Source organism: Halopseudomonas sp. MFKK-1 (assembly GCF_027474385.1).
Taxonomy (GTDB): domain Bacteria; phylum Pseudomonadota; class Gammaproteobacteria; order Pseudomonadales; family Pseudomonadaceae; genus Halopseudomonas; species Halopseudomonas aestusnigri.
The window spans coordinates 1947592-1971492 of sequence record NZ_CP114836.1 but is presented as its reverse complement, the minus strand read 5'-3'; the positions used below and the strand labels follow the sequence as shown (position 1 = coordinate 1971492).

At 62.8% G+C, this 23901-nt stretch carries 23 protein-coding genes and 1 riboswitch; of the genes, 12 read left to right on the top strand and 11 right to left on the bottom strand.

The features are described 5' to 3' along the window. The first annotated feature begins 20 nt into the window (after positions 1–20). Positions 21–1217, top strand: a complete 1197-nt coding sequence (locus tag O5O48_RS09240; protein WP_269686830.1) for a CaiB/BaiF CoA transferase family protein — start codon at positions 21–23, stop codon at positions 1215–1217. Positions 1218–1639: 422 nt separating this feature from the next. Here O5O48_RS09240 and O5O48_RS09235 read toward each other — a convergent pair whose 3' ends face one another. From O5O48_RS09235 to O5O48_RS09210, 6 genes are all read right to left on the bottom strand, one after another. After that, positions 1640–2845 (bottom strand): pyridoxal phosphate-dependent aminotransferase, encoded by a 1206-nt coding sequence (locus tag O5O48_RS09235; protein WP_228245101.1) that lies wholly within the window; start codon positions 2843–2845, stop codon positions 1640–1642. Positions 2846–2849: 4 nt separating this feature from the next. Next, positions 2850–4268, bottom strand: a complete 1419-nt coding sequence (locus O5O48_RS09230) for an amidase (RefSeq protein WP_269686829.1) — start codon at positions 4266–4268, stop codon at positions 2850–2852. A 50-nt stretch (positions 4269–4318) separates the two neighbouring features. Beyond that, the gene (locus tag O5O48_RS09225) at positions 4319–5266 is read right to left on the bottom strand and encodes a D-2-hydroxyacid dehydrogenase (protein WP_269686828.1); all 948 of its coding nucleotides are present in this window, start codon (positions 5264–5266) and stop codon (positions 4319–4321) included. Then, complete coding sequence (locus O5O48_RS09220) at positions 5263–6516, bottom strand: aspartate aminotransferase family protein (protein ID WP_269686827.1); 1254 nt, start codon at positions 6514–6516, stop codon at positions 5263–5265. The genes O5O48_RS09225 and O5O48_RS09220 overlap by 4 nt, the downstream gene beginning before the upstream one ends. An 87-nt stretch (positions 6517–6603) precedes the next feature. After that, on the bottom strand, positions 6604–7734 hold the full coding sequence (locus O5O48_RS09215; RefSeq protein WP_269686826.1) for an isocitrate/isopropylmalate dehydrogenase family protein: 1131 nt from the start codon (positions 7732–7734) through the stop codon (positions 6604–6606). 3 nt (positions 7735–7737) lie between these two features. Beyond that, positions 7738–9201 (bottom strand): NAD-dependent succinate-semialdehyde dehydrogenase, encoded by a 1464-nt coding sequence (locus tag O5O48_RS09210; protein WP_269686825.1) that lies wholly within the window; start codon positions 9199–9201, stop codon positions 7738–7740. A gap of 275 nt (positions 9202–9476) precedes the next feature. Between O5O48_RS09210 and O5O48_RS09205 the strand changes: the two genes are divergently transcribed. From O5O48_RS09205 to O5O48_RS09195, 3 genes are all read left to right on the top strand, one after another. Further along, positions 9477–9899, top strand: a complete 423-nt coding sequence (locus O5O48_RS09205) for a DUF4399 domain-containing protein (RefSeq protein ID WP_269686824.1) — start codon at positions 9477–9479, stop codon at positions 9897–9899. 405 nt (positions 9900–10304) lie between these two features. Beyond that, positions 10305–10637 (top strand): hypothetical protein, encoded by a 333-nt coding sequence (locus O5O48_RS09200; protein ID WP_088273305.1) that lies wholly within the window; start codon positions 10305–10307, stop codon positions 10635–10637. Between the two features lie 121 nt (positions 10638–10758). Continuing rightward, positions 10759–11088 carry a hypothetical protein gene (locus O5O48_RS09195; RefSeq protein ID WP_228245094.1) on the top strand — a complete coding sequence of 110 codons (330 nt, stop codon included), beginning with the start codon at positions 10759–10761 and terminating at the stop codon, positions 11086–11088. A gap of 28 nt (positions 11089–11116) precedes the next feature. Here the strand turns inward: O5O48_RS09195 and O5O48_RS09190 are convergent, their stop codons facing one another. Beyond that, positions 11117–11776: a YoaK family protein gene (locus O5O48_RS09190; RefSeq protein ID WP_269686823.1), complete on the bottom strand. Its 660-nt coding sequence runs from the start codon at positions 11774–11776 to the stop codon at positions 11117–11119. Positions 11777–11936: 160 nt separating this feature from the next. On the opposite strand from O5O48_RS09190, the gene O5O48_RS09185 reads away from it, so the two are divergent. Next, complete coding sequence (locus O5O48_RS09185) at positions 11937–12653, top strand: YebC/PmpR family DNA-binding transcriptional regulator (RefSeq protein ID WP_269686822.1); 717 nt, start codon at positions 11937–11939, stop codon at positions 12651–12653. Positions 12654–12681: 28 nt separating this feature from the next. Here the strand turns inward: O5O48_RS09185 and O5O48_RS09180 are convergent, their stop codons facing one another. Together O5O48_RS09180 and O5O48_RS09175 are read right to left on the bottom strand one after the other, a co-directional pair. Continuing rightward, entirely contained in the window at positions 12682–13257 is a 576-nt protein-coding gene (locus tag O5O48_RS09180) for a rod shape-determining protein (protein ID WP_269686821.1), read from the bottom strand. Continuing rightward, entirely contained in the window at positions 13254–14030 is a 777-nt protein-coding gene (locus tag O5O48_RS09175; protein ID WP_269686820.1) for a helix-turn-helix domain-containing protein, read from the bottom strand. The genes O5O48_RS09180 and O5O48_RS09175 overlap by 4 nt, the downstream gene beginning before the upstream one ends. Before the next feature lie 180 nt (positions 14031–14210). On the opposite strand from O5O48_RS09175, the gene O5O48_RS09170 reads away from it, so the two are divergent. The 7 genes from O5O48_RS09170 to O5O48_RS09140 all read left to right on the top strand — a co-directional run bounded on the left by O5O48_RS09170 (position 14211) and on the right by O5O48_RS09140 (position 19782). After that, on the top strand, positions 14211–14480 hold the full coding sequence (locus tag O5O48_RS09170; protein ID WP_088273300.1) for a YiaA/YiaB family inner membrane protein: 270 nt from the start codon (positions 14211–14213) through the stop codon (positions 14478–14480). 5 nt (positions 14481–14485) lie between these two features. Continuing rightward, a complete protein-coding gene (locus O5O48_RS09165) occupies positions 14486–15184 on the top strand; it encodes a PspA/IM30 family protein (protein ID WP_269686819.1) in 699 nt (232 codons plus the stop codon). A gap of 131 nt (positions 15185–15315) precedes the next feature. Beyond that, complete coding sequence (locus tag O5O48_RS09160) at positions 15316–16212, top strand: MBL fold metallo-hydrolase (RefSeq protein WP_269686818.1); 897 nt, start codon at positions 15316–15318, stop codon at positions 16210–16212. Between the two features lie 2 nt (positions 16213–16214). Beyond that, a complete protein-coding gene (locus tag O5O48_RS09155) occupies positions 16215–17030 on the top strand; it encodes a LysR family transcriptional regulator (protein ID WP_269686817.1) in 816 nt (271 codons plus the stop codon). A gap of 42 nt (positions 17031–17072) precedes the next feature. After that, positions 17073–17876, top strand: a complete 804-nt coding sequence (locus O5O48_RS09150; protein ID WP_088273296.1) for a CHAD domain-containing protein — start codon at positions 17073–17075, stop codon at positions 17874–17876. Between the two features lie 30 nt (positions 17877–17906). Beyond that, a complete protein-coding gene (gene ypfJ / locus O5O48_RS09145; RefSeq protein WP_269686816.1) occupies positions 17907–18806 on the top strand; it encodes a KPN_02809 family neutral zinc metallopeptidase in 900 nt (299 codons plus the stop codon). A gap of 238 nt (positions 18807–19044) precedes the next feature. Further along, positions 19045–19142: riboswitch (glycine riboswitch) on the top strand. Between the two features lie 22 nt (positions 19143–19164). Next, positions 19165–19782, top strand: coding sequence for a trimeric intracellular cation channel family protein (locus tag O5O48_RS09140; RefSeq protein ID WP_096003102.1), 618 nt, complete (start codon positions 19165–19167; stop codon positions 19780–19782). Between the two features lie 63 nt (positions 19783–19845). Here O5O48_RS09140 and O5O48_RS09135 read toward each other — a convergent pair whose 3' ends face one another. Next, the gene (locus O5O48_RS09135; protein ID WP_228245085.1) at positions 19846–20724 is read right to left on the bottom strand and encodes a carboxylate/amino acid/amine transporter; all 879 of its coding nucleotides are present in this window, start codon (positions 20722–20724) and stop codon (positions 19846–19848) included. 42 nt (positions 20725–20766) lie between these two features. After that, positions 20767–23901 (bottom strand): efflux RND transporter permease subunit, encoded by a 3135-nt coding sequence (locus O5O48_RS09130; protein ID WP_269686815.1) that lies wholly within the window; start codon positions 23899–23901, stop codon positions 20767–20769.

The following is a 23901-nucleotide window of genomic DNA, read 5'->3' as shown; positions in this document are numbered from 1 at the left end:
CCACCGCATCCGGAGCCCGCATGAACGCCGCCAAACCCCTCGCCGGCCTCAAGGTCATCGAACTCGGCACCCTGATCGCCGGCCCTTTCGCCGCTCGCATCTGCGCCGAGTTCGGCGCCGAGGTCATCAAGGTCGAGTCGCCCAATGGCGGCGATCCATTGCGCAAGTGGCGCAAGCTCTACGAGGGCACCTCACTGTGGTGGTTTGTGCAGGCCCGCAACAAGCAATCGCTGACCCTCAACCTGAAAGATCCCGACGCCATCGATGTGCTCAAACGGCTGCTCGGCGATGCCGACATCCTGATCGAGAACTTTCGCCCAGGCACGCTGGAAAAGCTCGGGCTGGGCTGGGATACCCTGCATGCACTCAACCCGGGGCTGGTGATGGTGCGGCTGTCCGGCTTTGGTCAGACCGGCCCGCAAAAGGACCAGCCCGGATTTGGCGCCGTTGGCGAATCCATGGGCGGGCTGCGCTATATCACCGGTTTCGAGGACCGTCCGCCGGTGCGTACCGGCATTTCCATCGGTGACTCCATCGCCGCGCTCTGGGGCGTGATTGGCGCGCTGATGGCGTTGCGGCACCGGGAGGTCAATCAGGGCAAGGGCCAGATTGTCGACGTCGCGCTCTACGAAGCCGTCTTCTCGATGATGGAAAGCATGGTGCCCGAATTCGATGTAATGGGCTTCGTGCGCGAGCGCACCGGCAACATCATGCCCGGCATCACCCCCTCCTCCATCCACACCTGCAGCGACGGCAAGGCCGTGCAGATTGGCGCCAACGGCGATGCCATCTTCCAGCGTTTCATGCGCGCCATTGGCCGTGATGATCTGGCCGCCGACCCGACCCTGGCCGACAATGCCGGCCGTGACGCCAGACGCGACGAGCTGTACACGCTGATTGACCGCTGGGCCGCCAGCCTGCCACAGGAGCAGGTATTGCAGGTGCTGGAACAGGCCGAAGTCCCCGCCAGCAAGATCTATTCAGCCGCCGACATGTTCACCGACCCGCAGTACCTGGCCCGCGAAATGTTCCTCAACGCCACCCTGCCCGACGGCAAACCGTTCAAGATGCCTGGCATCGTGCCCAAACTGTCCGAAACACCCGGCAGCGCCGAATGGACCGGGCCGGCGCTGGGTGAGCATACCGATGCCATCCTTGGCACGCTCGGATACAGCGAACAGCAAATTGCCGAGCTGCGTGCGCGCGGCGCGATTTAGCGGGGCGTAATGAGCGGCGCGACGCACTTGCTGTACCGTCTGAGTGACCGGACGCAGAGCGTCCGGGTCGGCGCTACCACGCGAAGCGTGGGAGCGATCAACAACGGCGGAGTGTGCACAGAATCCAGTCCCGTTTACGCGGGCGAGTAGCGCAGGGCTGACGGGAAAAAGAGCGGCAGCATGTCTGAGGAGCAACGCGACGAGTTCTGCCGCTCCCCGCCAGGCCGAGCAACGCAGCGAACCCGAAGGGCCGCGTAGTCGGGTGCCCGGGGGGATCGCCAAGGGGGGCCGGGCAAGCGGCCCCCCTTGGCTCGCCGTGAAGGCGAAAGGCTGACTCAATATCAGCGCATTAAGCGATCAAGAGACGCCAAAAGGGTCAGCGCGCAAGCGCTGGGGAACTGCCAACCATAAAGGCCCCATCTCTAATCAAAATCCTGCTTCTCCATCCACGGAATAATCCGCTCGAATGCCTGCTCGATCCGCTCCAGCGAGGTGGAATAGCTCAGCCGCAAGGCATTGCTGCAGCTGTTTCCGAAGGTCTCGCCGGGAATGGTGCAGACCCCGGTTTCCTTCAGCAACCGCAACGCCACGTTGGTGCCGTTGACCCCCTCCGGCAGCGACGGAAACAGATAAAACGCGCCCTCGGGCTTGTAGCCGGTCAGGTGCGGCGTCTGTTCCACCAGCTCGACCAGCCGGTCGCGACGGCGGGTGTACTCGCTGAGCATCTGCTCGATGAAGGCACCGCCGCTGCGCAGCGCAGCCACCCCCGCCCACTGGAACGGGGTATTGGCGACCGTGGTGGTGAACATGTGATAGCGCCGCAACTTCTTGATTGCCGCCTGGCTGCCGATCAGCCAGCCGATGCGCATACCGGCCATGCTGTAGGTCTTGGAAAAACTGCTGACTACCATCACGTGATCCAGATCGCTGCAGCACGACAGCACCGACGGGTATTCTCGCCCGTCATAGATCAGGTGGTCGTACACCTCATCGCTGATGACATGGATACCACGGTAGGCTGCCTCTTCCAGAATCGCCTCCAGCGTCTCGCGCGGATACAGCGTGCCGGTCGGGTTGCTCGGCGAGTTAAGGATGATCGCGTAGGTATGCGGCTCGATGGCATCGATCACCTCCTGCGGATCAAGCTGGTGATGATTCTCGGCACGCGTTGATATCTCGGTCACCTCGCCGCCGTTCATGCGAATCAGCGGTGCATAGAGCATGAACGCCGGATCCGGCACGATAAAGTGACGGCCTGGGGCTGCAACCGCTGTCAGCGCCAGATAGAGCGCCTCGGTCGCGCCGGTGGTGACCATGATGTTGTCCGGCGTCAACGGCCGCTGGTAGCGCTCGCTGTAGTACTCCGCCAGCGATTCCAGCAGCTCCGGCAGGCCGGCGTCCATGGTGTAGCCGGTCTGCCCGGCGCGCAGCGCCTCGACCGACGCTTCAACCACCACATCCGGCGCCGGCAGATCCGGCTGACCGATGGACAGATGGATCACATCCTCCATGTTGGCGGCCAGATTGACCATCTTGCGAATCCCCGGAATGGGAATGGTCAGCAGCGCCGGATTCCAGATCGGATCTTCGGATTCATACAGATCAATATCGGAGTTTCCCAGCGGCATGGCATTACTCCTCGACGGTGGTAAAGAGCGCCGGGCGGCGGTCGGTCAACGGAGCGGCCTGCTGATACGCGTACCCCGCGCGCAGCACCAGAGCATCATTGAAGCGCGCGCCCACCAGTTGCAGACCAATCGGCAGCCCCTGACTGTCAAAGCCGCAGGGCACGGAGATGGCCGGCTGACCGGTCATGTTGAACGGATAGGTAAAGGGGGTCCAGGTCGGCCAGCGGGTGCTTGGCCAGTCCTCCGGCACCTCGCGCCCGGTCTTGAAGGCGGTCAGTGGCAGGGTCGGGGTGAGCAACAGGTCGTACTTCTGATGGAAGGTCGCCATGCGCTCGCGCAGCGCCATCGACTCGTTCACCGCCCCCATGTAGTCCAGCATGCTCAGGCGCGCGGCCTTTTCCGATACCTTGACCAGTTCCGGATCCATCACCGCCCGTTTCTTCGGCCCCAGGTCACGAATGGCATTGGCCGCTCCGCCGTAAAACAGATGACCAAAGGCAGCCAGCGGATCACTGAAACCGGGGTCAACCCGCACTACCTCGGCCCCCAGCTCGGCCATCACGCGGGCCGCCTCGGCCACGGCTGCTTCCACCTCGGGATCAACATCCACATAGCCCAGGTTGGGGCTGTAGGCGATCTTCAGACCCTTTACCCCGCTGCGCAACTCAGCCAGATAGTCGATATTGCGGCGCGGCACAGCGTGGGTATCGCGGTAATCGGGCTCGGCCAGCACATTCATCATCAGCGCACAGTCTTCAACCGTCCAGGTCATCGGCCCGGCATGGGCCAGGGTGCCAAAAGGGCTGGAGGGCCAGTGCGGTACTTCACCAAAGGAGGGTTTGAGACCGACAATGCCGCAGAAGGAGGCAGGAATCCGAATCGAGCCGCCGGCGTCGGTCCCCAGCGCCAACGGCGCCATGCCCAGGGCAACCGCCACCCCGCTGCCGCCGCTGGAGCCGCCGGCGGTTTTGTCCGGATTCCAGGGGTTGTTGGTGACCCCGTCAACCGGGTTGTCGGTCACCCCTTTCCAGCCGAGCTCCGGCGTTGTGGTCTTGCCGATCGGCACATAGTTGTGGCGCGCCAGCGCCGCGGTACAGGCGCCAGTCTTGCCGAGAGTGCTTTGCGGGTCGACCGTGTGCGAGCCTTTCAGGGTCGGCCACATCGGCGTCAGGAAAACATCCTTGACCGCCACCGGTACGCCGTCCAGCAGCCCGCTGGGGCACCCATCGACATAGCGCTGCTCCGCTGCACGTGCCAGTGCCACACTGGTCTCCCGGTCTACCAGACAGAAGCCGTTGGTTTGCCCATCAACACGCTCAATCTGATCAAGCAGACAATTGGCCACCTCGACCGGTGACAGCTGTCGATCAACAAAATGCGCACGCAGCTGGGTTGCCGTCATTGCCAGAATGTCGTTGGACATATTCGCCTCCTCAGTGCCAGAGAGCCCGGACTTCGCCTTATTGCCGGGCGCTATTTCCCCCTGTTCACGATATTGAGCAGGGGCTCATCGGCCAGCCAGCGCTGCAGGTTGGCCATGAACTGCTCGCCCAGCGCACGGCGCCAGCCGATAAAGTCGCCCGCCATGTGCGCAGACAGCATCACATTGGGCAGATCCCACAACGGATGGCCTTCCGGCAGCGGCTCGGGGTCCACGACATCCAGCACGGCGCCCCCCAACTGACCGGCTTGCAGGGCCGCGACCAGATCGTCGGTCACCACGATGGCACCGCGGCCGACGTTGACCAGCAGCGCATTGGAGCGCATGCGCGCCAACCGGTCGCGGTTGATCAAGCCTCGCGTGGCGTCGGTCAGCGGTGCGGTAATCACCACAACGTCAGCCTCGGGCAACGCTCCATCCAGTTGTTCACTGGCCAGTACGCGGCTGAAGTGTTCGGCGCTGCGGGCGGTCCGGGCGATGCCGATCACCTCGATATCCAGCGCCGACAGCAGCCGCGCCACCTCGCTGCCGATGGACCCGGCGCCGATCACCAGCGCCCGCTGCTGGGCCACCAGCGCGGTCTCGCGATGCTGCCAGCGCTGCTGGCGTTGCAGCGCCAGATTGCCGAGGCTGTACTTGGCGTGCATCAGCACCGCACCCAGCACATACTCGGCAATGCCCAGATCAAACACGCCGCGCGCGTTGGTCAGCAGCACATCGCTGTCCCACAGCGCCGGGAACATCAACGCATCAACACCGGCACTGGTGGCGTGGACCCAGCGAATGCGATGCTCGTCCGGCCAGCAGCGTTCGAGCAGGTCGGTGCGAAAATCCGTCACCACCAGCACATCGGTCTGCGGCAAATGCGTGCGCAGATCAGACTCGCTGCTGACCGTGCGCAGCTCTACCGTGGTCGGCAGATCATCCAGCCCCGGCAGCGGCGCTTCGCCGGGTGCGACCAGCACCAGCACGCGGGTCATGCCGCCACCTGCTCTAGTGCCCGGGTGAAGCGGGCTACCGCCTCGTCAACTTCCGCACTGCTGACCGTCAGCGGCGGCAGCCAGCGAACGATCTGCCCCTCGGTGCCGCAGCGCAGCAGCAACAGCCCCTGCGCTTCCGCCGCGCTGGTCAGCCGAGCGGCCAGATCACCGCGCGGGGTGCGGAAGTCATCGGCGATTTCCATCCCCAGCATCAGCCCCTTGCCGCGCAGGGTGTCGATCATCGGGAAGCGTTCTTTCAGCCCGTGCAGGCGCTCATTCAGCAGCTCGCCCTGGCGGGCGGCGTTCTCGACCAGCTGCTCACTGTCGATCACCTCCAGCGTCGCCAGCGCCGCCGCACAGGCCACCGCGTTGGCGCCATAGGTGCCGCCCTGTGAACCGGCCAGGCCCTTGCTCATCAGGGCTTCGGAAGCGGCAATGGCCGACAGCGGGAAGCCGCTGGCCAGACCCTTGGCGGTGATCACGATATCCGGGGTGACGTCAAAGTGACTGTGGCTCCAGAACCGTCCGGTGCGCCCATAGCCGGCCTGAATCTCGTCGCAGATCAGCAAAATGCCGTGCTGCCGGCAGCGTTCGGCCAGCCCCTGCATAAAGGCCTTGTTGGCCGGGTAGTAACCAAATTCGCCCTGCACCGGCTCGATCAGCATGGCGGCGGTGTCGCTGGGCGCAGTGCGGGTTTTCAGAATGTGGTCCAGCTCGCGCAGGGCAAACGCGGTAGCCTCTTCCTCGGTCCAGCCATAGCGATAGGCATGCGGGAAGGGCGACACCTCGACCCCGGCCATCATCGGATGAAAACCGGTACGCACCTTGGTGCCAGAAGTGGTCAGCGAGGCGGCGGCCATGGTGCGACCGTGAAAGCCGCCGTCAAACACGATGATATTGGCCCGTCCGGTGGCCTGCCGCGCCAGGCGCAGGGCCGCCTCGACCGACTCGGAGCCGGAGTTGCTGAACGCCACCGAGTCGATGCCCTCAGGCATGCGCTCGGCCAGCGCATCGGTCAGTTCCAGCATCGGCCGATGCGCCACCGTGGTGTACTGGGCGTGAATCACGCGGCCGACCTGCGCCTGCGCCGCCGCCACCACGGTCGGATGACAATGGCCGGTGCTGGTCACACCAATGCCGGAGGTAAAGTCCAGATAGCGGCGGCCGTCGGTATCAACCAGCCAGCTGCCTTCGCCGTGATCGACACAGACCTGGCTGGCCTGCTTGAGTAGCGGTGACAAATGGTGCATAGCCATCTCTCCTGTCCTTTCGGCGGGCCGGAGCCCGTATCTGATCGGCCAGCGACACGCAGAGCGCGTCCTGACACGCGAGCGGGATCAGTGCAGCGCGGCAATCACGCCAGCAGTCACATCCCGACAGGTCCGCTGTTGGCCTGCAGTGGTCGCCAGATCCTTGGCAACCGCCAGACGCAGCCGTTCAGCAGCCTGTGCGCAGCCCACCCAATCCAGCATCAGTGCTGTGGTGAGCAGCATGGCAGCAGGGTTTGCGAGCCCCTGGCCGGCGATATCCGGCGCGCTGCCATGTGTGGGTTCGAACAGCGCGGGCATCGCCCGGCTGTCCGGATTGATATTGCACGACGGCGCCAGCCCCAGTCCGCCCGAAAGCACGGCGGCCAGATCCGTCAGAATGTCTCCATGCAAGTTGCTCGCCACGACCACGTCGAAGGTCCACGGGCACTGCACGAACTTCATGCAGGCGGCGTCGACCAGTTCGTGATGAACGCCTATCTCGGGGAACTCGGCGGCAACCTCGGCAAACACCTCGGTGTACAGATCGCCCCAAAACGGCTGGGCGTTGCGCTTGGTGATCAGGCACACCTGCGCCGCCGCCCGTCCCCTATTCGCGCAATGGAAGTCGCGACTGCCCTGCCCCCGTGCAGCCAACCGCTCACGGGCACGGGCAAAGGCATGGCGAATCAGCCGCTCTGTGGCCCGGCGGGTAAACACTTCCAGTTGCGTCGCCACCTCATCGGCGCTGCCGCGGTGCAGACTGCCGCCCTGATTGACGTACTCGCCTTCACTGTTCTCGCGAATCACCAGCATGTCCACCTCGGCCGCGCGGGGATCAGCCAGATACTGCGGTGCGCCAGGCAACAAGCGCGCCGGCCGCTCGCAGGCCCACAGGTCCAGCCCCTTGCGAAACTGCAGCAGCGGTGCCAGCGAGACGCTGTCGGGCAGGCAGTATCGTTCGGCATCAGTCAGCGGCCCCGGATCGCCCAATGCGCCCATCAGCAGCGCGTCATAGGCTTGCACCCGGGTCAGGGCATCGGCGGGCATCATCTCGCCGTGCTGGCGGTGCCAATCGGTCGACGGCCAGTCCAGCCAGTCCCAGGTCAGACCGAGCGGGGTCTGGCGATCAAGCGCGGCAAGCACCTCGGCCGCGGCCGCCATTACCTCCGGGCCGATACCATCGCCGGGCATCAGGGCGATGCGCCTTGGCTCGGTCATCTGTCAGGCCCCGCCCATGCACAGGTATTTGATCTCGGTGTACTCATCCAGCCCGTGCCGCGAGCCCTCACGGCCCAGCCCGCTGGCCTTGACGCCACCAAAGGGTGCCGCCGCGTTGGACACCGCGCCTTCGTTGATGCCGATAATGCCGGCCTCCAGCGCATCGGCAACACGCCAGACGCGGTGGATGTTGGTGCTATAGAAATAGGCAGCCAGCCCGTAGGGCGTATCGTTGGCCAGTGCGATGGCCTGCTCCTCGGTGTCAAAACGCATCACCGCGGCCAGCGGGCCGAAGGTTTCATCGGCGCAGACCTGCATGTCCGGGGTCACACCGGTCACCAGCACGGGCTCAACGTAGTTGCCTTTGGCCTCGCCAGGTGAGGCGCCGGCAACATGCTCAGCACCTTTGGCCAATGCATCGTCAAAGTGTTCCTGTACCTTTTTCACCGCGGCCCGATTGATCAGCGCGGACTGGGTCACGCCTTCTTCAAATCCGTCACCCAGCTTGAGCTTGCCCATCGCCTCGGCGAGTTTCTCGACAAACTGGTCATGAATGCCGCTCTGGACCAGAAAACGGTTGGCGCAGACGCAGGTCTGCCCGGTGTTGCGGAACTTGCAGACCATTGCCCCCTCGACCGCACGATCCAGATCGGCATCGTCAAACACGATAAAGGGCGCATTGCCACCCAGCTCCAGTGACACTTTCTGCACGTGCTCGGCGCACTGCGCCATCAACTGACTGCCGACACTGGTCGAGCCGGTAAAACTCAGCTTGCGCACCGTCTCGCTGCCGGTCAGCACCTCACTGATCATCGACGCCTTGCCGGTCACCACGTTAAACACACCCGCCGGAATGCCCGCTTCCTCCGCCAGCACACCGAGCGCCAACGCGGTGAACGGCGTGGCACTGGCCGGTTTGACGATCATCGGGCAGCCCGCTGCCAGCGCGGCACCGGCCTTACGGGTAATCATTGCCGCCGGGAAGTTCCAGGGCGTGATGGCCGCCGTCACCCCAATCGGCTGACGGGTCACGACGATATGCTGCCCGGGCTTGGCACCGGGAATGGTCTCGCCGTAAACACGGCGTGCTTCCTCGGCAAACCAGCGAATGAAGGACGCCGCGTAGTCCACCTCACCACGGGACTCCACCAGCGGCTTGCCCTGCTCCAGCGTCATCAGGCTGGCAATGTCCTCGCGGTGCCTGAGCATCAGGTCGTACCAGCGCATCAACAGGTCAGCACGTTCCAGCGCGGTGGTCTTGCGCCACTCGGCAAAGGCCTGGTCGGCCTGGGCGATACACTCGGTGAGCTGCGCCTCGCTCAGGCTGGGTACGCTGCCAATAATCTCGCCGCTGGCGGGATTATCCACCTCGATCGTCGCACCATCACTGGCAGCAACCCATTGACCACCTACCAGACACTGCTGGCGGAACAGACGGGATTCGACGAGACGGGATAAAGCAGACATGTGGCCTCCTGTGGGGGATTCCGCGATGTATGAAGCCAGGTGCCGAGCACTTGGCTGGCTGAGTAAATCCGATACGCAGCAGGCTGCGCAGAAGCACCGGCGAAGCCACAATGACGATTTCCCGGCAGGAACGTATGTCTTCACAGGGTAGGTAGGATTGGGGCGAGAAGCAAACTTGCGCCAATCGAGGAACCGTAACCGCACCGGGCAGTCTAGAGAGAGTTGCAGGGTGAGCTTTCCACGCCCTGCCAGACCCCAACCCGAGGAGGCAACACATGCAACGGATACTCCCCACGCTCGCCGGTTTGCTGCTCGCCAGCGCCGCTACCCTGGCCATGGCCGAGACGGCTGCGCCGGAGGGTGCCAGCGTTTACTTCATTTCGCCGACTGATGGCGCGACCGTCAGCTCACCGGTCACCGTGCAATTCGGGCTTGATGGCATGGGCGTTGCTCCTGCCGGCGTCGAGCGCGCCGCGACCGGCCACCATCACCTGCTGATCGATACCGAGCAATTGCCCGCCGCCGGGCAACCCATTCCAGCCGACGAGCATCATCGTCACTTTGGCGGCGGCCAAACCCAGACCAGCCTCGAGCTGCCCCCGGGCAAGCACACCCTGCAACTGGTGGTCGGTGACCACAATCACGTTCCCCTGTCACCCTCGGTCGCCTCCGAGCGCATCACCATCACCGTCGAGTAACCGTCCCACCCACCCGCCCTGACTGCCAACTCGGCGAGGGCGGGCACAGCAGCGGAACTGCAGCGCCCGTTCGCGGACCCACCTTTCAGATACCCATTGCAAGGCATTCGCTCCTTGCTTCGAGGGACGACTCTGGGCTAAGCCGCCAGAATAACGCCACGATGGCGTCCAGGCGGCTTCCCACAGCTGATCGGAGAAATACCCCGATTCAGGTACTTGCCATAAAAGCAGATGGCGATATGCTTCTAATCAGCCAGCCATGCACTGGCGACCCGTTCGGACAAGCTGCCCCGATCTACCACTGTTGCGGTAGGCCGAGTCGCCGCGAGGCCGTTGCCGTATCTTTTTTCGGTTTGACCGACCAGCTTTTGCGTCTGCCACAAAGGCGCATTCAGGGAGAGAGAAATGATCAAGAAAGCCTTGGCACTGTTTGCCGTTCTGTTTTTGTTCAGTGGTCACGCGGCCGCTGGCTTTGACGGCTACGTAGAGGTAACCAACAACACCGGCTATGACATCTACTACCTGTATGTCAGCCATGCCAAGTCCGACTCATGGGAAGAGGATGTGCTGGATGACGACATTCTGCCCAATGGGCATACCGTGCGCGTCAATCTGCGTAACGCCAAATCATCGATCTTTGACATCCGTGCCAAGGATGAAGACGGCGACACCTATACCATCTGGGATCTGGACGTCGCCCGTCACGACGTCGTATTCACTCTGGATGATATGGACTGATGTCAGCGCGGGGCGGTCCCCGACCGCCCTGTCTCCAGGTCAACAACCTCAGCTGCTGGGAGAGGCCCAGTGTCTCCCCTGGATGTAGACACCCGATAACCTCACTGCCCTGGACACCCCCATGATCAGAACACTCTGCCGCATGCTTGTGCTCGTGCTGCTCCTAAGCGGTAAAGCGGCCGCCGCAGACGCCCCCATCAAAATCACCAACAACACGGGATATCAGATCCAGTTCGTCTACGTTCTTTACCGAGGCGATTCCTGCCCCTCAGACGACATTCTGGGCAACGACGTACTCCCGGACGGCGCCAGTATCCTGTTGCAAAGCCCGACAGGAAATAGACAGCTGGAGGAGCTGACCGCACAGGACGAAGACGGGGACCGATATTCGATCCGGCCACCCATGGACATGGACGGCGAGATTGTCATTACCCTGGACAACTTGCAGTAGGACATCATATCCGCTCGACCAGGCTTGCCTACTGCCGCCGTAGCACTGCCCCCTGATACACCAGCGCCAGTACCACAGCCATCCCCGCCGGCACCAACAGCGCCCTGAACTGCCACTGGTCAAAGCCCAGCGCGCCGATCGTACCGCCCAGAATAAAACCGCCAATCAACAGCAGAAACAGGGTTGCCTTGCGCCGGTCCATAGGCACCCCGCGCAGACGCGCACCCAGCATGACGCCCAGATCAGTGAAGATGCCTGAAACGTGGGTGGTGCGAATGATGGCTCCACTGTAGGTAGTAACCATCGCGTTCTGCAGCCCACAGGCGGCCGACGCCAGATAGTGCCCAGCCAGACTGCTGCCCTGCAGAGCGAACATCGCCAGCACCAGCAACAGCGCTTCCACCAGCAGCGCAACGCCATAGCGACGGCCATGCTCCAGCGCACTGCTGCCGATAAACAACCCGCTGAACGCCGCCCCCAACACAAAACTGAGCAGCACCAGCAACAGATGCAGCACTTCGGCAGACTGCAGGTGCGTCAGACCAACCCCAAGCAGCGTCGAGGTGCCGGTCAGGTGCGACACCGCCTGATGGCTGAAACCCAGCAGACCGACCGCGTTGACCACGCCGGCCATCAACGCAAGGGTAAAGGCACCCGCCTCAATCCAGGATGGCAATCTGGAAATCACGCTCCCCCCTCCTCCGGCAAAAAGCCCATCATACGCCCGATAGGCCCCGTTGGCCCGGCAGCGCTTCAGTTCGTCAGCAGAGGACACCGCAAGCGTGGATATCCGTCGCCAACTGCGAGTAGAATCGCTGTTTTTCGAAATTTCGACAGGACACTCGCACATGGGTCGCGCTTATCAGAACCGCAAGGAATCCATGGCCAAAACGGCCGACGCCAAAACCAAGCTCTACAGCAAGTACGCGCGGGAGATCTACGTTACCGCCAAGTCCGGCGGCGTCGACCCCGATGGCAACCTGGCGCTGCGTGGTCTGATTGATCGCGCCAAGAAGGACCAGGTCCCCGGCCACGTTATCGACAAGGCGATCGACAAGGCCAAGGGCGGCGGTGGCGAGGACTTCGCAAAGGCCCGCTATGAAGGCTTCGGCCCCGGTAACTGCATGGTGATCGTCGATTGCCTGACCGACAACCCGAACCGCACCTTCGCCGACGTGCGCAACTGCTTCACCAAGACCAAGAGCAAGATCGGCACCGAAGGCAGCGTCAGCCACATGTTCGATCACTGCGCGATCCTGGCCTTCAAGGGTGGCGACGAGGAAGCCACGCTGGAAGCCCTGATGATGGCCGACGTCGACGTCACCGACATCGAAAACGAAGACGGCGTAATCACCGTATTCGCCCCGCATACCGAATACTTCAAGGCCAAACAGGCGTTGATCGATACCTTCGGTGAGCTCGATTTCGAGGCTGACCTGATCCAGTTCGTGCCGCAGACCACCACCGAAATCAGCGGCGACGATGTTGCACTGTTCGAGAAGTTCACCGATATGCTGAACGACCTCGACGACGTGCAGAACATCTACCACAACGCCGAGTTCTGATCCCGCAGCGGGCGCCTGCGGGCGCCCGTCAGTTGCCCCCGTTACGCAGCAAGACTGCAGCTGCAAACGCAGCCAGCACCACCAGCGTCACCACCCCGCTCATCAGTGACGACGCCCGCTTGCCTGTGCCCTTGCGCTGATCGGCAAACGCCTGTTCAACCTGCTCCAGGCTCAGCTGCTGCGCACCTTCCACAACCAGCACCTCACGAGCGCCGGCGCCCAGCGCCAGTTCACGCAACACCCGCAACTCGACCTCGGTCAGGCCGCCCTCCAGGCAGTCGCGCTGCTGCATCACCAGACGCGGCGAACTCCGGCCACCGGCCTTGCGCAGTAACCACTGGAGGTACTTTTCAGCCAGTGCGAAGTCGCCAATCAGCACCCGAGGATGGTCGGTGACGCTGACCCGACGCATGCCCTCTTCGAGCGCCATGCTCAGCGCCTCGTGGCCCGCCGCGACAAACACCACCTTGCCAGCCTGATCACCCAGCACGACCACCGGCGGTTCACTGATCACCTCGCCTGAGTGCAGATCACGCAGTTCGAAGCGGTCACGCCACAATTGCAGCAGATACAATCGATCCCCCAACAGTCGACGCAGGCTCATGCACGAACCTCCCGCGGATGCCCCGGATAAAACTTGAGCGCATCGGGTCGGCGCAAGCGCTGAAACGCCGCCACCTCCCAAGGCCGAATCGCCATGATCATGCTGACGCCAAAGCGCTGCTCCAGCGGCAGCACCAGGTCTTCCTGGTGGCTATGCCGAAACGCCTGGGCCAGACGCTGCAGCTTCTGGTGCATCTGCTCGGTGGATTGCGGCGATAGCATCCCGCTGAGGAACAGGCGCAGCTCGCCCGGGCGGTTGAAGTGACACTGGAAGAAATCACTTTGCACCTGCTGCTCGAAGAAGCGCTGGATCGGCCCGCCCTGCTGCCAGCGAAAATCATGACTGATCAGCGGCTTGATACGGTTGCCCGGCAGCAGTTCAATCAGCCCCATCCGATCCAGCCGCGCCAGGCGGCCCACCGCTTCCACCTCACTGAGCTGATAGGTATCGAGCATCTGCGCCAGACTCCAGCGATTCAGCGCGCAGATCGCCACCAGCAGCAGGCGGTCATCGCCCACCAGTTCCTGCTCCTGCTCGGCAGTCAGCGCATCAATGTGCTGGGCCTGATCCAGCCGGCGGACCAGATCGGTGATCTCCAGCCCCAGCAGCGCACAGATCTGATCCAGCCGCTGCAGTGAAAACTGCCGCTCGGAGAACAGACGCTTGACGCTCGCCTCCGACAACTCAAGCGCCTCGGCAACCTGCTGATAGGTGATTCCACGTTCTTTCAGCGCACCTTTCAATGCCGCGACAATCGCTGCGGTCTGCGCCATATGACAATACCTTTACCAGTCTGGCCGAGCCCGGCCACCAAGAAGTATCGCCATGTAATACCTTAAGCGCCCCTCTGCGCAACCTTTTCGGTCGCGCTGGCATCGCCGAGTGCACCCGTGCACAGTCCGCTCCAGACGCAGCCACAACCCCTGCGCACCCCACGTTCTGGAGGCAACACCATGGATACCGAGATCAACAGTAACTCCTCAGGCTGGATTTTCTTCGTCAAGGCGTCATTCGCGATTGCCCTGCTGGCAACCGGCGCCGGCGTGGTATTCGCGCCCACCGACCTGCTGGTCAAGGGCTACATGTCGGTCTGTGCGCTATTTCTGGTCAGCACCACCATCACCCTGTCGAAAACCATGCGGGATGAACACGAAGGCAAGCGCATTCACAACCGCCTGTCTGAAGCCCGCGCCCAGCAACTGCTGAAAGAATATACGGAGTAACCGTCATGACACTCTGGAGAAAGGTAGGCACCCTGTTCCGCGCCAGCGCCCATGAACCGCTTGAACAGCTGGTCGACGCCAACGCCCTGCGCATCATGGAGCAGGAACTGCGCGACACCGAGCACGCCATGCTGCTGGCCAAGCGCGAGCTGGCCGGGCTGATGGCGACCATCAAGCAACTGCAGCGCAGCAACGAGCAGCTCAGCACCGACCTGGCCCAGCGCGAAGAACAGGCGCGGCAGGCACTGGCGCGAGATGAAGCCGGCCTGGCCTACGAGCTGGCCGAGTGGATCGCCGCGCAGGAGAACCAGTTGCAGCAACAGCGCCAGCAGGCCGAGCAGCTGCAGCGGCAGGAAACCAGTCTGCGCGAACAACTGCGCCGCGCGGCGCAGATGCACCAGCAGTATCGCCGCGAACTGCAGCTGGCACGGGCGAACCGCAGCGCCGAGCGCCTGCTGGGTAATCTCGGTCAGCAGACCCGTGGCCTGCAGGCCCACATGGGCGATCTGGCCAGTTCTCTGGAGCGCATTCGTCAACGTCAGGACAACGCCAGCGATGTCGGCGCCGCCCTCCAGCAATTGCAGGACGAGGACGACGGCAGTGCACTCGACCAGCGCCTGCAACGCGCCGGTATTGCTACCGGCAAGACCGACGCCAACAGCGTACTCGCCAGACTGCGGGGCAACGCCAGCGCTAGCGAATAGGCAGCGCTATCAGGAAGGGCGACACCGGTCGCCCTTCCATAACTTTTTTATCCCTTAACTAACAATAAAGAATATTTAATCTATTCTTCAGCGGATGCCACAGTGGGTTCTCACCCCATCGGAGCCATCCCATGAAGCGCCTTGCCCCTCTTGTAGCCCCCATTTTGCTCGCTTGCAGCAGCCTGCTGTTTGCCGCCCCGGCTGTCGAACACCTGCGCCTTTCGGTGATACCCACCGCCGTGTCCAGCGGCGCCGCCGAGGCGATGGTGGTCAGTGGCGGACGCTGGACCACCGAGCGCCATCTGGTGCATGCCGCGGTGCTGATCGAACACCCCAAAGGCCGCTTTCTGTTCGACACCGGGCTGGGCCGTCAGACCGCCGAGGCCTTTGCCCGTAACAACTGGATCAACCGCACGCTGCTGGCCTACGAGCAGCTGAACCCGGCTCGCGACCAGCTGGAAGCGGCCGGCTACAGCGCTGACGATATCGACTTCATTCTGCCCAGCCACCTGCACTGGGATCACCTCGGCGGGTTGCCGGACTTCCCCGGCATTCCAGTAAAAGTGCTGCCCGGCGCACTGGAAGAAGCCCGCGACCACGGCGAGCCGCCAGCCTTTTTGGCCGAGCAACTGGAGGGCCAACGCGAGTGGCAACAGATCGAACTGGACAACACGCCCTACCAAGGCTTTGAACAAAGCCTCGACCTGTTTGGCGACGGTCAGCTGATTCTGGTCGATCTGAGCGGCCATACCGCCGGCCAGGCCGGGCTGTTCGTCAATCTGCCCTCAGGCAAGCGCCTGTTTCTGATCGGCGATACCAGCTGGACCGAACGAGGCGTTGAACGGAACAAGCCACGGCCGGTATTCGTGCAATGGCTATCCCACGTCGACAGCGACCGCGAGCGCAATAGCCAGCAGCTCAAACGCGTGCATGAGCTGCATCAACGCGATCCGGAGCTGTTGATCATTCCGGCCCACGACGAGTTCGTTGCGGCTGGCCTGGCGCGGTTTCCAGCCTTCGAGGAATAACCATGGATCTGCGCAGTCTGCGCTACTTCTGCGCCGCTGCCGAAGCTGGCAGCCTGACCGCGGCGGCCGAGCGCTGCCATGTCGCCCAGCCTTCCATCTCCAACGCCGTAGCCCAGCTGGAACAGGAGTTTGCCCTGCGGCTGTTCAGCCGCAGCAAGAGAGGCGTGACGCTCACGCCCGAGGGTGAGGCCTTCTATCAGGAGGCCGCGCGCCTGCTTGGCAGCGCCGGCGAAATGGAGAAACGCTTCAAGCGCGTCGAGCGCCCCACCCTGTCGGTCGGTATCAACGCCAGCCTGGCCAGTCGCGACAGCGGCTACCTGCTGCAGCTGACCGCCGGCAGACTCACGGACTATCGCCTGCAGGTACGCAGCCAGCCTGCTCAAAGTGCAGACCTCTGGCTGCTGAGTGAACGGCAGGTGCCGGCCGGCTACCACTTTATTGCGCTGCTGGAACAGGAGTACCGGCTGCTGCTGCCCCGCGGCTGGTCCCTCAATCAGCCTCTTGAGCTGGAACAGGCTACCCAATATCCATGGATCGACCGGCTCGACTGCGAACTGCGCAGCGCCTTTCTGGAGCGCCTGCCCGAGTTGACCGACCATGCCAGCCTGCAGGTGGATACCGAAGACCTGGCCCTGAGCCTGGTGCAGCACCGCCAGGGGGCAACCGTTATGGCGGTCAGCGACGACATCGACCTGCTTAGCCCGGCCATCGACAGCCACTCCCTGCGCGGACTGGTACCCGAGACGCTGCGTCATCGCCAGTTGGGGCTGGCCTGCCGGGCTGAACTGGCAGACAGCATCATTGCCGCTTTCGGCTAGCACCCTCTTTTCGCCCCTGCGCCGCTGGCCTACACTCGACTGATGGCTCTGACACCCGATGCTGACCCGCTCTATCAAGCCGCCCGCAACCGCGTGCGTGCCGCCCTGCTGCCAATCGTCAACGGAGCTGCACCGGATGCCGACGCAGTTCACCAGTTACGCGTCTGCTGCAAGCGCTTGAGGGCGCTGCTGCAGCTGTACCGCCCGTATGCAGGGCACCAACGGTTGCGCCAGTTGGACCAGCAGCTCAGACAGATCGCCAAAACGCTGGCCGGCAGCCGCGATCTGCACGTACAGCAGCAACTGATCAAACAACTTGCCAGCACGCTGGACACACCGCTGAGCCCCGCACTCAACAGCCGGCTGCTGCAGGCATCACATGCCCGTGCGCCGAGCAGCACCGACAGCGAGCATCTGATCGCTGCCTTCGCCGCCGTTCTGGCCGACTGGCCCCATTCGGCCACTGGCGCAGCCGACCATTGGCAGATTGGCCTGCAGCGCACCATCAAACGCGCGCGCAAACTTGCTCGCAGCGCCTGCAACAGTGATCAGGATGCGCTTTATCACCGCTGTCGCAAATGGATCAAATACGCGCTGTATCAGCGCGAACAACTGCACGATGCGCGCCTGCCGGCCGATCGCCAGATGACACTGCTGACGCGCCTGGGTGAGCGACTGGGCGAGCTGCAGGATCTTTGCAACCTGGAAGCACAGCTCCAGCGCTCCCCCGCCTCGACAGACAGAGATGCGCTGGCCGCTCGACTGGAACAGCGCAAGCATCACTGCAAACGCCGTATTATCCGGCTGTTTATACGGACATTCGGTCGCGGCGGGTTCCGCTGCTGATCCGGTAAGCTGTTATTCAAGGAGACCCTGATGGATTGGCGAGGCAGACGGCGAAGCAGCAATATCGAAGACCGCAGAGGCGATAGCATCTCCAGCGCCGGTGCCGGCGGTGCGCTGCTGCTGCGCTTGATTCCCATGCTGATCGGCACCCGCGGCGGCCGCTGGATTCTCGCCATTGGCGCAGTCGCCATCATCGGCGGCAAGATGCTCGGTATCGACCTGCTGCCCCTGCTGCTCGGTGGCGGCCAGCCGGTGACGCAACAGGGCCAGCAACCGCTCTCCCCCGCCGAGCAGGAGCTGACCGAATTCGTCAGCGTGGTGCTGGCCGACACCGAGACCACGTGGCATCAGGTTTTCCAGCGCATCGGCCGGCAGTATCAGGAGCCCAAGCTGGTGCTGTTTTCCAACCGCGTGCAGTCCGCCTGCGGCAGCGCCAGTTCGGCTGTTGGCCCGTTTTACTGCCCGGGCGATCAGCAGGTCTATCTGGATCTGGCGTTCTTCAACGACATGAAACAGCAGCTCGGCGCCCCCGGCGACTTCGCTCAGGCCTACGTCATCGCCCATGAAGTGGGCCACCACGTGCAAACCCTGCTGGGCATCAGCCAGAAGGTGCGTCAGGCAGGCGCCGGCCGCAGCCAGGCCGAGGTAAATGCGCTGTCAGTTCGTCAGGAGCTGCAGGCCGATTGCTTTGCCGGCCTCTGGGGCCACGCTGCCAACCGCGAACGCCAGCTGCTGGACCCGGATGATCTGGATGAAGCCCTGACCGCCGCCAGTGCCATCGGCGATGACCGCCTGCAGCGCCAGGCGGGTCAGGATGTGGTGCCGGACAGCTTCACCCATGGCACCTCGGCGCAGCGGGTGAAATGGTTCAAGCGCGGCTTCGACAGCGGCGACATCACCGCCTGCGACACCTTCGCCGGGCCGATCTGAGCCCGGTTGCGACTGCACCGAGTCGCGCATGGCCGCCCGGCCAGCCAGCCAGCACTCTGCAATCCGACCGGCACAGACGATAACCCTGCGCCTGGCTTCCAATCGATCGGAGTCACACAAAGACACAAGACCCGCCGCCATTCCGGATGTACAATCGCCACCCCGCAGGAGAGAGGGCTCAGCCCCGCCGAAGGCGCAAACTCCCATAAACGCTCAGGCACAGGCACTGTGGACACGATTAACGCCGTCTGGAGAGAGGCTGCATGGCAGCCCACCGAAGGGGCAAGCAGGGTATGACCCTGTAAACTCTCAGGTATCAAGGACAGGGGGAGAGGCTACGCAAACGCAGGAGAACTGTGTGCTGACCTCTGTCTATATCATCGCCATCACCGCCGAAGCCATGTCCGGAGCCCTTGCCGCGGGCAGACGCAACATGGACTTTTTCGGTGTCGCCGTTATCGCCTTTTTAACCGCCCTGGGTGGTGGTACCGTCCGGGACATTCTGCTCGGCAACTTCCCGATCACCTGGACCCAGCATCCCCTTTACATCTACATCACCATCACCGGTGGCCTGGCAACCATAGTGCTGGCGCGCTTCATGCGTCACCTCCACCAGCTTTTTCTGGTGCTCGACGCCATCGGCCTTGTCGCCTTCACCGTCATTGGCTGCAATGTCGCGCTGAGACTGGGCTACGACACAGTAGTGGTGGTTATGGCCGGCATCATCACCGGTATCTTCGGCGGTATTATCCGCGACATCATGTGCAATAGAATGCCCCAGGTGTTGCGTCATGAACTCTACGCCAGCGTCTCGCTGGTCGTCGCTCTGCTCTATCTCGCCCTGCGACATCAGGGTGTCAACGAAAGCGTCAACCTGCTGGCTGCCTTCAGCGTGGGCCTGTTGCTGAGAATGTCAGCGATTCGCTGGAAACTGTCGCTGCCGGTGTTCAGCTACGCCAAATCCCAGTGGGACTGATGAGCGAAATCGCCAGCAAGGGCCTCACTGGCTGCGATGCCTGTCGGGCCGACCTGATCGTCGTCAGGGCCGTGCTGGTCGAGAACCGAACCAGCGCGACCAGCGGGCGTTAACCCAGAGCGACAGCCCGATCACCGCGGAGCCCGCTGCAAGTCGCAGCAGGTCAGCATCGTGATTCCAGATCAGCAGATTGACCAGCAGCCCCGCCGGCACCAGCGCATTGTTCATGATGCCCAGGGTGCCGGCGTCCACCTGAGCTGCACCCCGGTTCCAGAACAGAAAGCCAAGTCCGGAAGCGACCAGCCCCAGCCAGGCCAGCACCGACCACTGCAGCGCGGTGTGCGGCAGGCGCTCCGGGTTGCCGAGCAGCAGCCAGGCCGGCAGCATGACCATCAGCGCGCCAATAAAGAACAGGCCAAATCCGCGCCACTGCTGGGTTGAGGTCAACTCATAACGACGCACCAGATGAGCATAGCCTACCTGCCCGGCGGCGAAGGTAAAGTTGGCCAGCTGCAGAATCAGAAAGCCGCGGATAAAGCTGTCGCTGAGCCCGTCGTAGCGCATGATTCCGGCACCAAGCACCGCAATCGCGGCGGCGACCAGAGGCCCCAGACTGAAACGCCGGTTCAGCAGATCATCAATCAGCGCCACGTGCAGTGGCGTAAAAATGGTGAACAGCAGCACCTCGGGCACAGAGATGTACTCGAAGGACTGGTACAGGCAAATATAGGTGACACCGAACTGCAACGCACCAACCACCAGCAGCCCCGGCACCACCGGGCGCGGCAACAATCGAATACGCAGCAGCGGGAGAAACAGCAGCCCGGCCAGCATGGCCCGCGTCAGCACGGCAAAATAGCTGTCGACCTGCCCGGCCAGATACTCGCCGATGAGGCTGAAGGAAACCGCCCATAACAGGGTTACCGCAACAAGATAAGGCATCACCGCTCCACACAGGCCAGATGGGCGGGGAGTATAGCGGTTTCAGGTCAACGGCTGCTGCCTCACGCGCCTGCTCAGCACCCCATGCAGCATCACTGGCAACAGGGTCAGGGTAACCAGGGTGGCACCGAGTATGCCCGCCATGACAATCACACCGACACCACGATAGAGCTCGGTACCGGCGCCAGGCAGAAATACCAGCGGCGCAATCCCGCAGAGGGTGGTCAAGGTTGAAATGGCAATTGGTCGCAGGCGCGCCTCAACCGCCTCACGAACGGCCTCGACCGGCGTCATGCCCTGATGATCAAGATTATCGATGGCGCGATCCACAATCAGGATCGGATTGTTCACGACCGTACCCATCAGAATCAGAAAGCCCAGCATGGTGATCATGTCCAGCGGCTGACTGAAGCCACCCAGCCCCGCTGCTGCCAATGCGGAACCGGCCAGATTCAGCAGCGCCAGCCCGGCCAGCCCGCCAGCCATGCCCAGCGGAATGCTGACCATGATCAATAACGGGTAACCCCAATGGCGGAAGATCGCCACCAGCAGCAGAAAGACAATCAACAACGCCGCCAGGTAGTTGCTGCCCAGCGACTCGCGGGTGGCATCCAGCTGGTCGGCGGCACCCGAGATCGACAGGCTAACCCCCAACGGTACCTGCCCTTGGGCTCGCAGATACTCGACCAGCTCGGTACGCACCTGCTCGACTCCCGCCTCCAGAGGGACAGAACGCGGCGGGATGATATTCAGCGTCAGGGTGCGACGGCCGTCTACCCGGCGCACCACGCTGGTGTCGACCTCCTCTTCGATACGCGCAAGCGAGGACAGAGGCAGCACCTGGCCGCTCGGTGTGTATAAGGTAAGACCGCGCAGGGTCTGCAGGTCGGGCTGCAGAGCCATCGCGTTGTAGAAGTAGATGTCGACCTTGTCGTCGTCCTGAAAGTAATCGCCGACATAACTGCCATTGGTCAGGGCCGACACCGCAAACCCCATTTGCTCGGCGTCCAGTCCCAGCTCGGCGGCGCGCTCCCAGTCCGGATAAATCTGCAGCAGAGGCTGCGCCAGGCTGAGGTTGGAGGGCTGGGTCTGAACCGACGGATCCTCGAAGATTTCACCAGCCCGGTCGTAGGCCAGACGAGCCACTTCGTAGAGACTGGCGAGATCCGGACCGGAAATATCCAGGTTGATGCTGCGCGTACCACCGTTATTGCTGCTGATAATCGAGCCCCGGGTGGCGAACGCGCGCATACCCGGGTACGTACGAAAATGCTCGACCAGTGCACGCATCAGCGCATCAATGTCTGCCGGGTCCGCAGGCACACCAATCATCCACAACCCTTCAGTCGAAACGTTCACCATCAGCATGGCGATTGGGGGCACCGGACTATCAGCGTCCTCAGCCGCGGCGGCCTGGGTAAAGGGCAGAAAGTGCGCCTGAACCTGATCCGCAATCTGTTGCATGCTGGCCAGGTTATAGCCGGGCGGCGCGTTCATCATGGCGAAGGTCTTGGCCTCCTCGCCTTCAGGCAGATACTCGGCTGGCGGCGTCAGCGTCAGCACAATCAGCAGGCTGCCCCCCATAACTACCGCGGCGCAAAGCAAGCGGCGCCGGGCGCTGGCCAGCAGCCAGCCCACCAGATCAGCACAGCGGCTGGCCAGCCGGCCCTGTTCGCTGGCGGGCTCCAACTCGCCGCCGCGCAGCCTCGCACAGGCTGCAGGCACGGCAGTTATTGCAACCAGCATGGAAACCAGAATCGCCGAGGTAATGGCAATGGCAATGTCCGAATACAGCTGCCCTGCCTCTTCACGGATAAACATCACCGGCAGAAACACCATGACCGTCGTCAGTGTCGAGGCCAGAATCGCGGGCCAGACCCTGCTTACCCCGGCTACCGCAGCACGCAGCCGATCCAGGCCGCGCCGGCGCTCCAGTTCAATGCTCTCCAGCACCACAATACTGTTGTCCAGCGTCATGCCAATGGCGAAGGCGACTCCGGCCAGGGAAATCACGTTGATCGTACGCCCGGTCAGCATCAGGCCAAGAAAGGCGGCAATGGTGCAGATCGGAATCCCCATGACGCCAATCAGCGTTACCCGCCAGGAACGCAGAAACAGATACATGATCACCGACGCCAGCAAAGCGCCAAGGATCAGGTTTTTCCAGACATTGACCACCGAGTCACGGACATAGACCACGTCATCGGAATTCAGCCTGATCTGCATACCCTGCGGGTTAAGCAACTCCTGATTGACCAGCGCCATCTCGGCGAGCATGGCCTGCTTGATGGCAATCACATTGGAGCCGCTTTCTCGCCTGACAGCCAGACTGACAACGGGGGCGCCATTGACGTAGCTGCGCTGAACAATACGCGCGTGATCAAGCGTGACATCGGCCAGATCCTGCAGACGAATCAGGCTGTCTCCCCGTCGCTCAACCACCAGTTGGCGAATATCGTCCAGGCTCTCGAAACGGCCGACGGTACGCAGCAAAAACCGTCGCTTGCCGCTATCAATCTCGCCACCGGAAACATCCCGGTTTCGCGACCGCAGCGCGTCACGCACCGCGGCAGGCGTCAGACCGTGCAACGCCAGCCGTTCGGGGTACAGGCGAACCTGTACCTGACGGGCCGCACCACCACGCACATCCACCTGGGCGACACCGTTGACCGCCGATAGTCTCGGACGCACGTTGTCTTCGATGTAATCGCGCACCATATCCATATCCAGGTTACGCGGATTACCCTCCAGCGGTGATACCGCCAGGTACATGAAAGCATTGGCAGAGAAGGACGTCGCGTTGACCGACGGCTGATCCACATTCTCGGGGTAACCCGACACCTGCGTGAGGGCATTGTTGACGCGTATCAGCGTCTCGTTCAGATCAACGCCAAAGGGAAAGTCCAGTTCGATCTCGGCCCAGCCGGTCCCGGCAACCGACGTTATTCGCTCGAGATTGGGCAGGTTACGCAAAAACTCTTCCTGCTCGACCAGAATTTCCTTCTCGATATCCTGCGGCGTCGCACCGGGCCACCGGGTTTCAACAGTCACCGTGCGGGTTTCCAGGTCCGGAATCATCTGCACGGGAATCCGCAGCGCCGCCATGGTACCCAGCACGCAGAGAATCAGCAGCGCGACGGTCACCAGAATGCCGTGGCGAGTAATGGCCTGGAACAT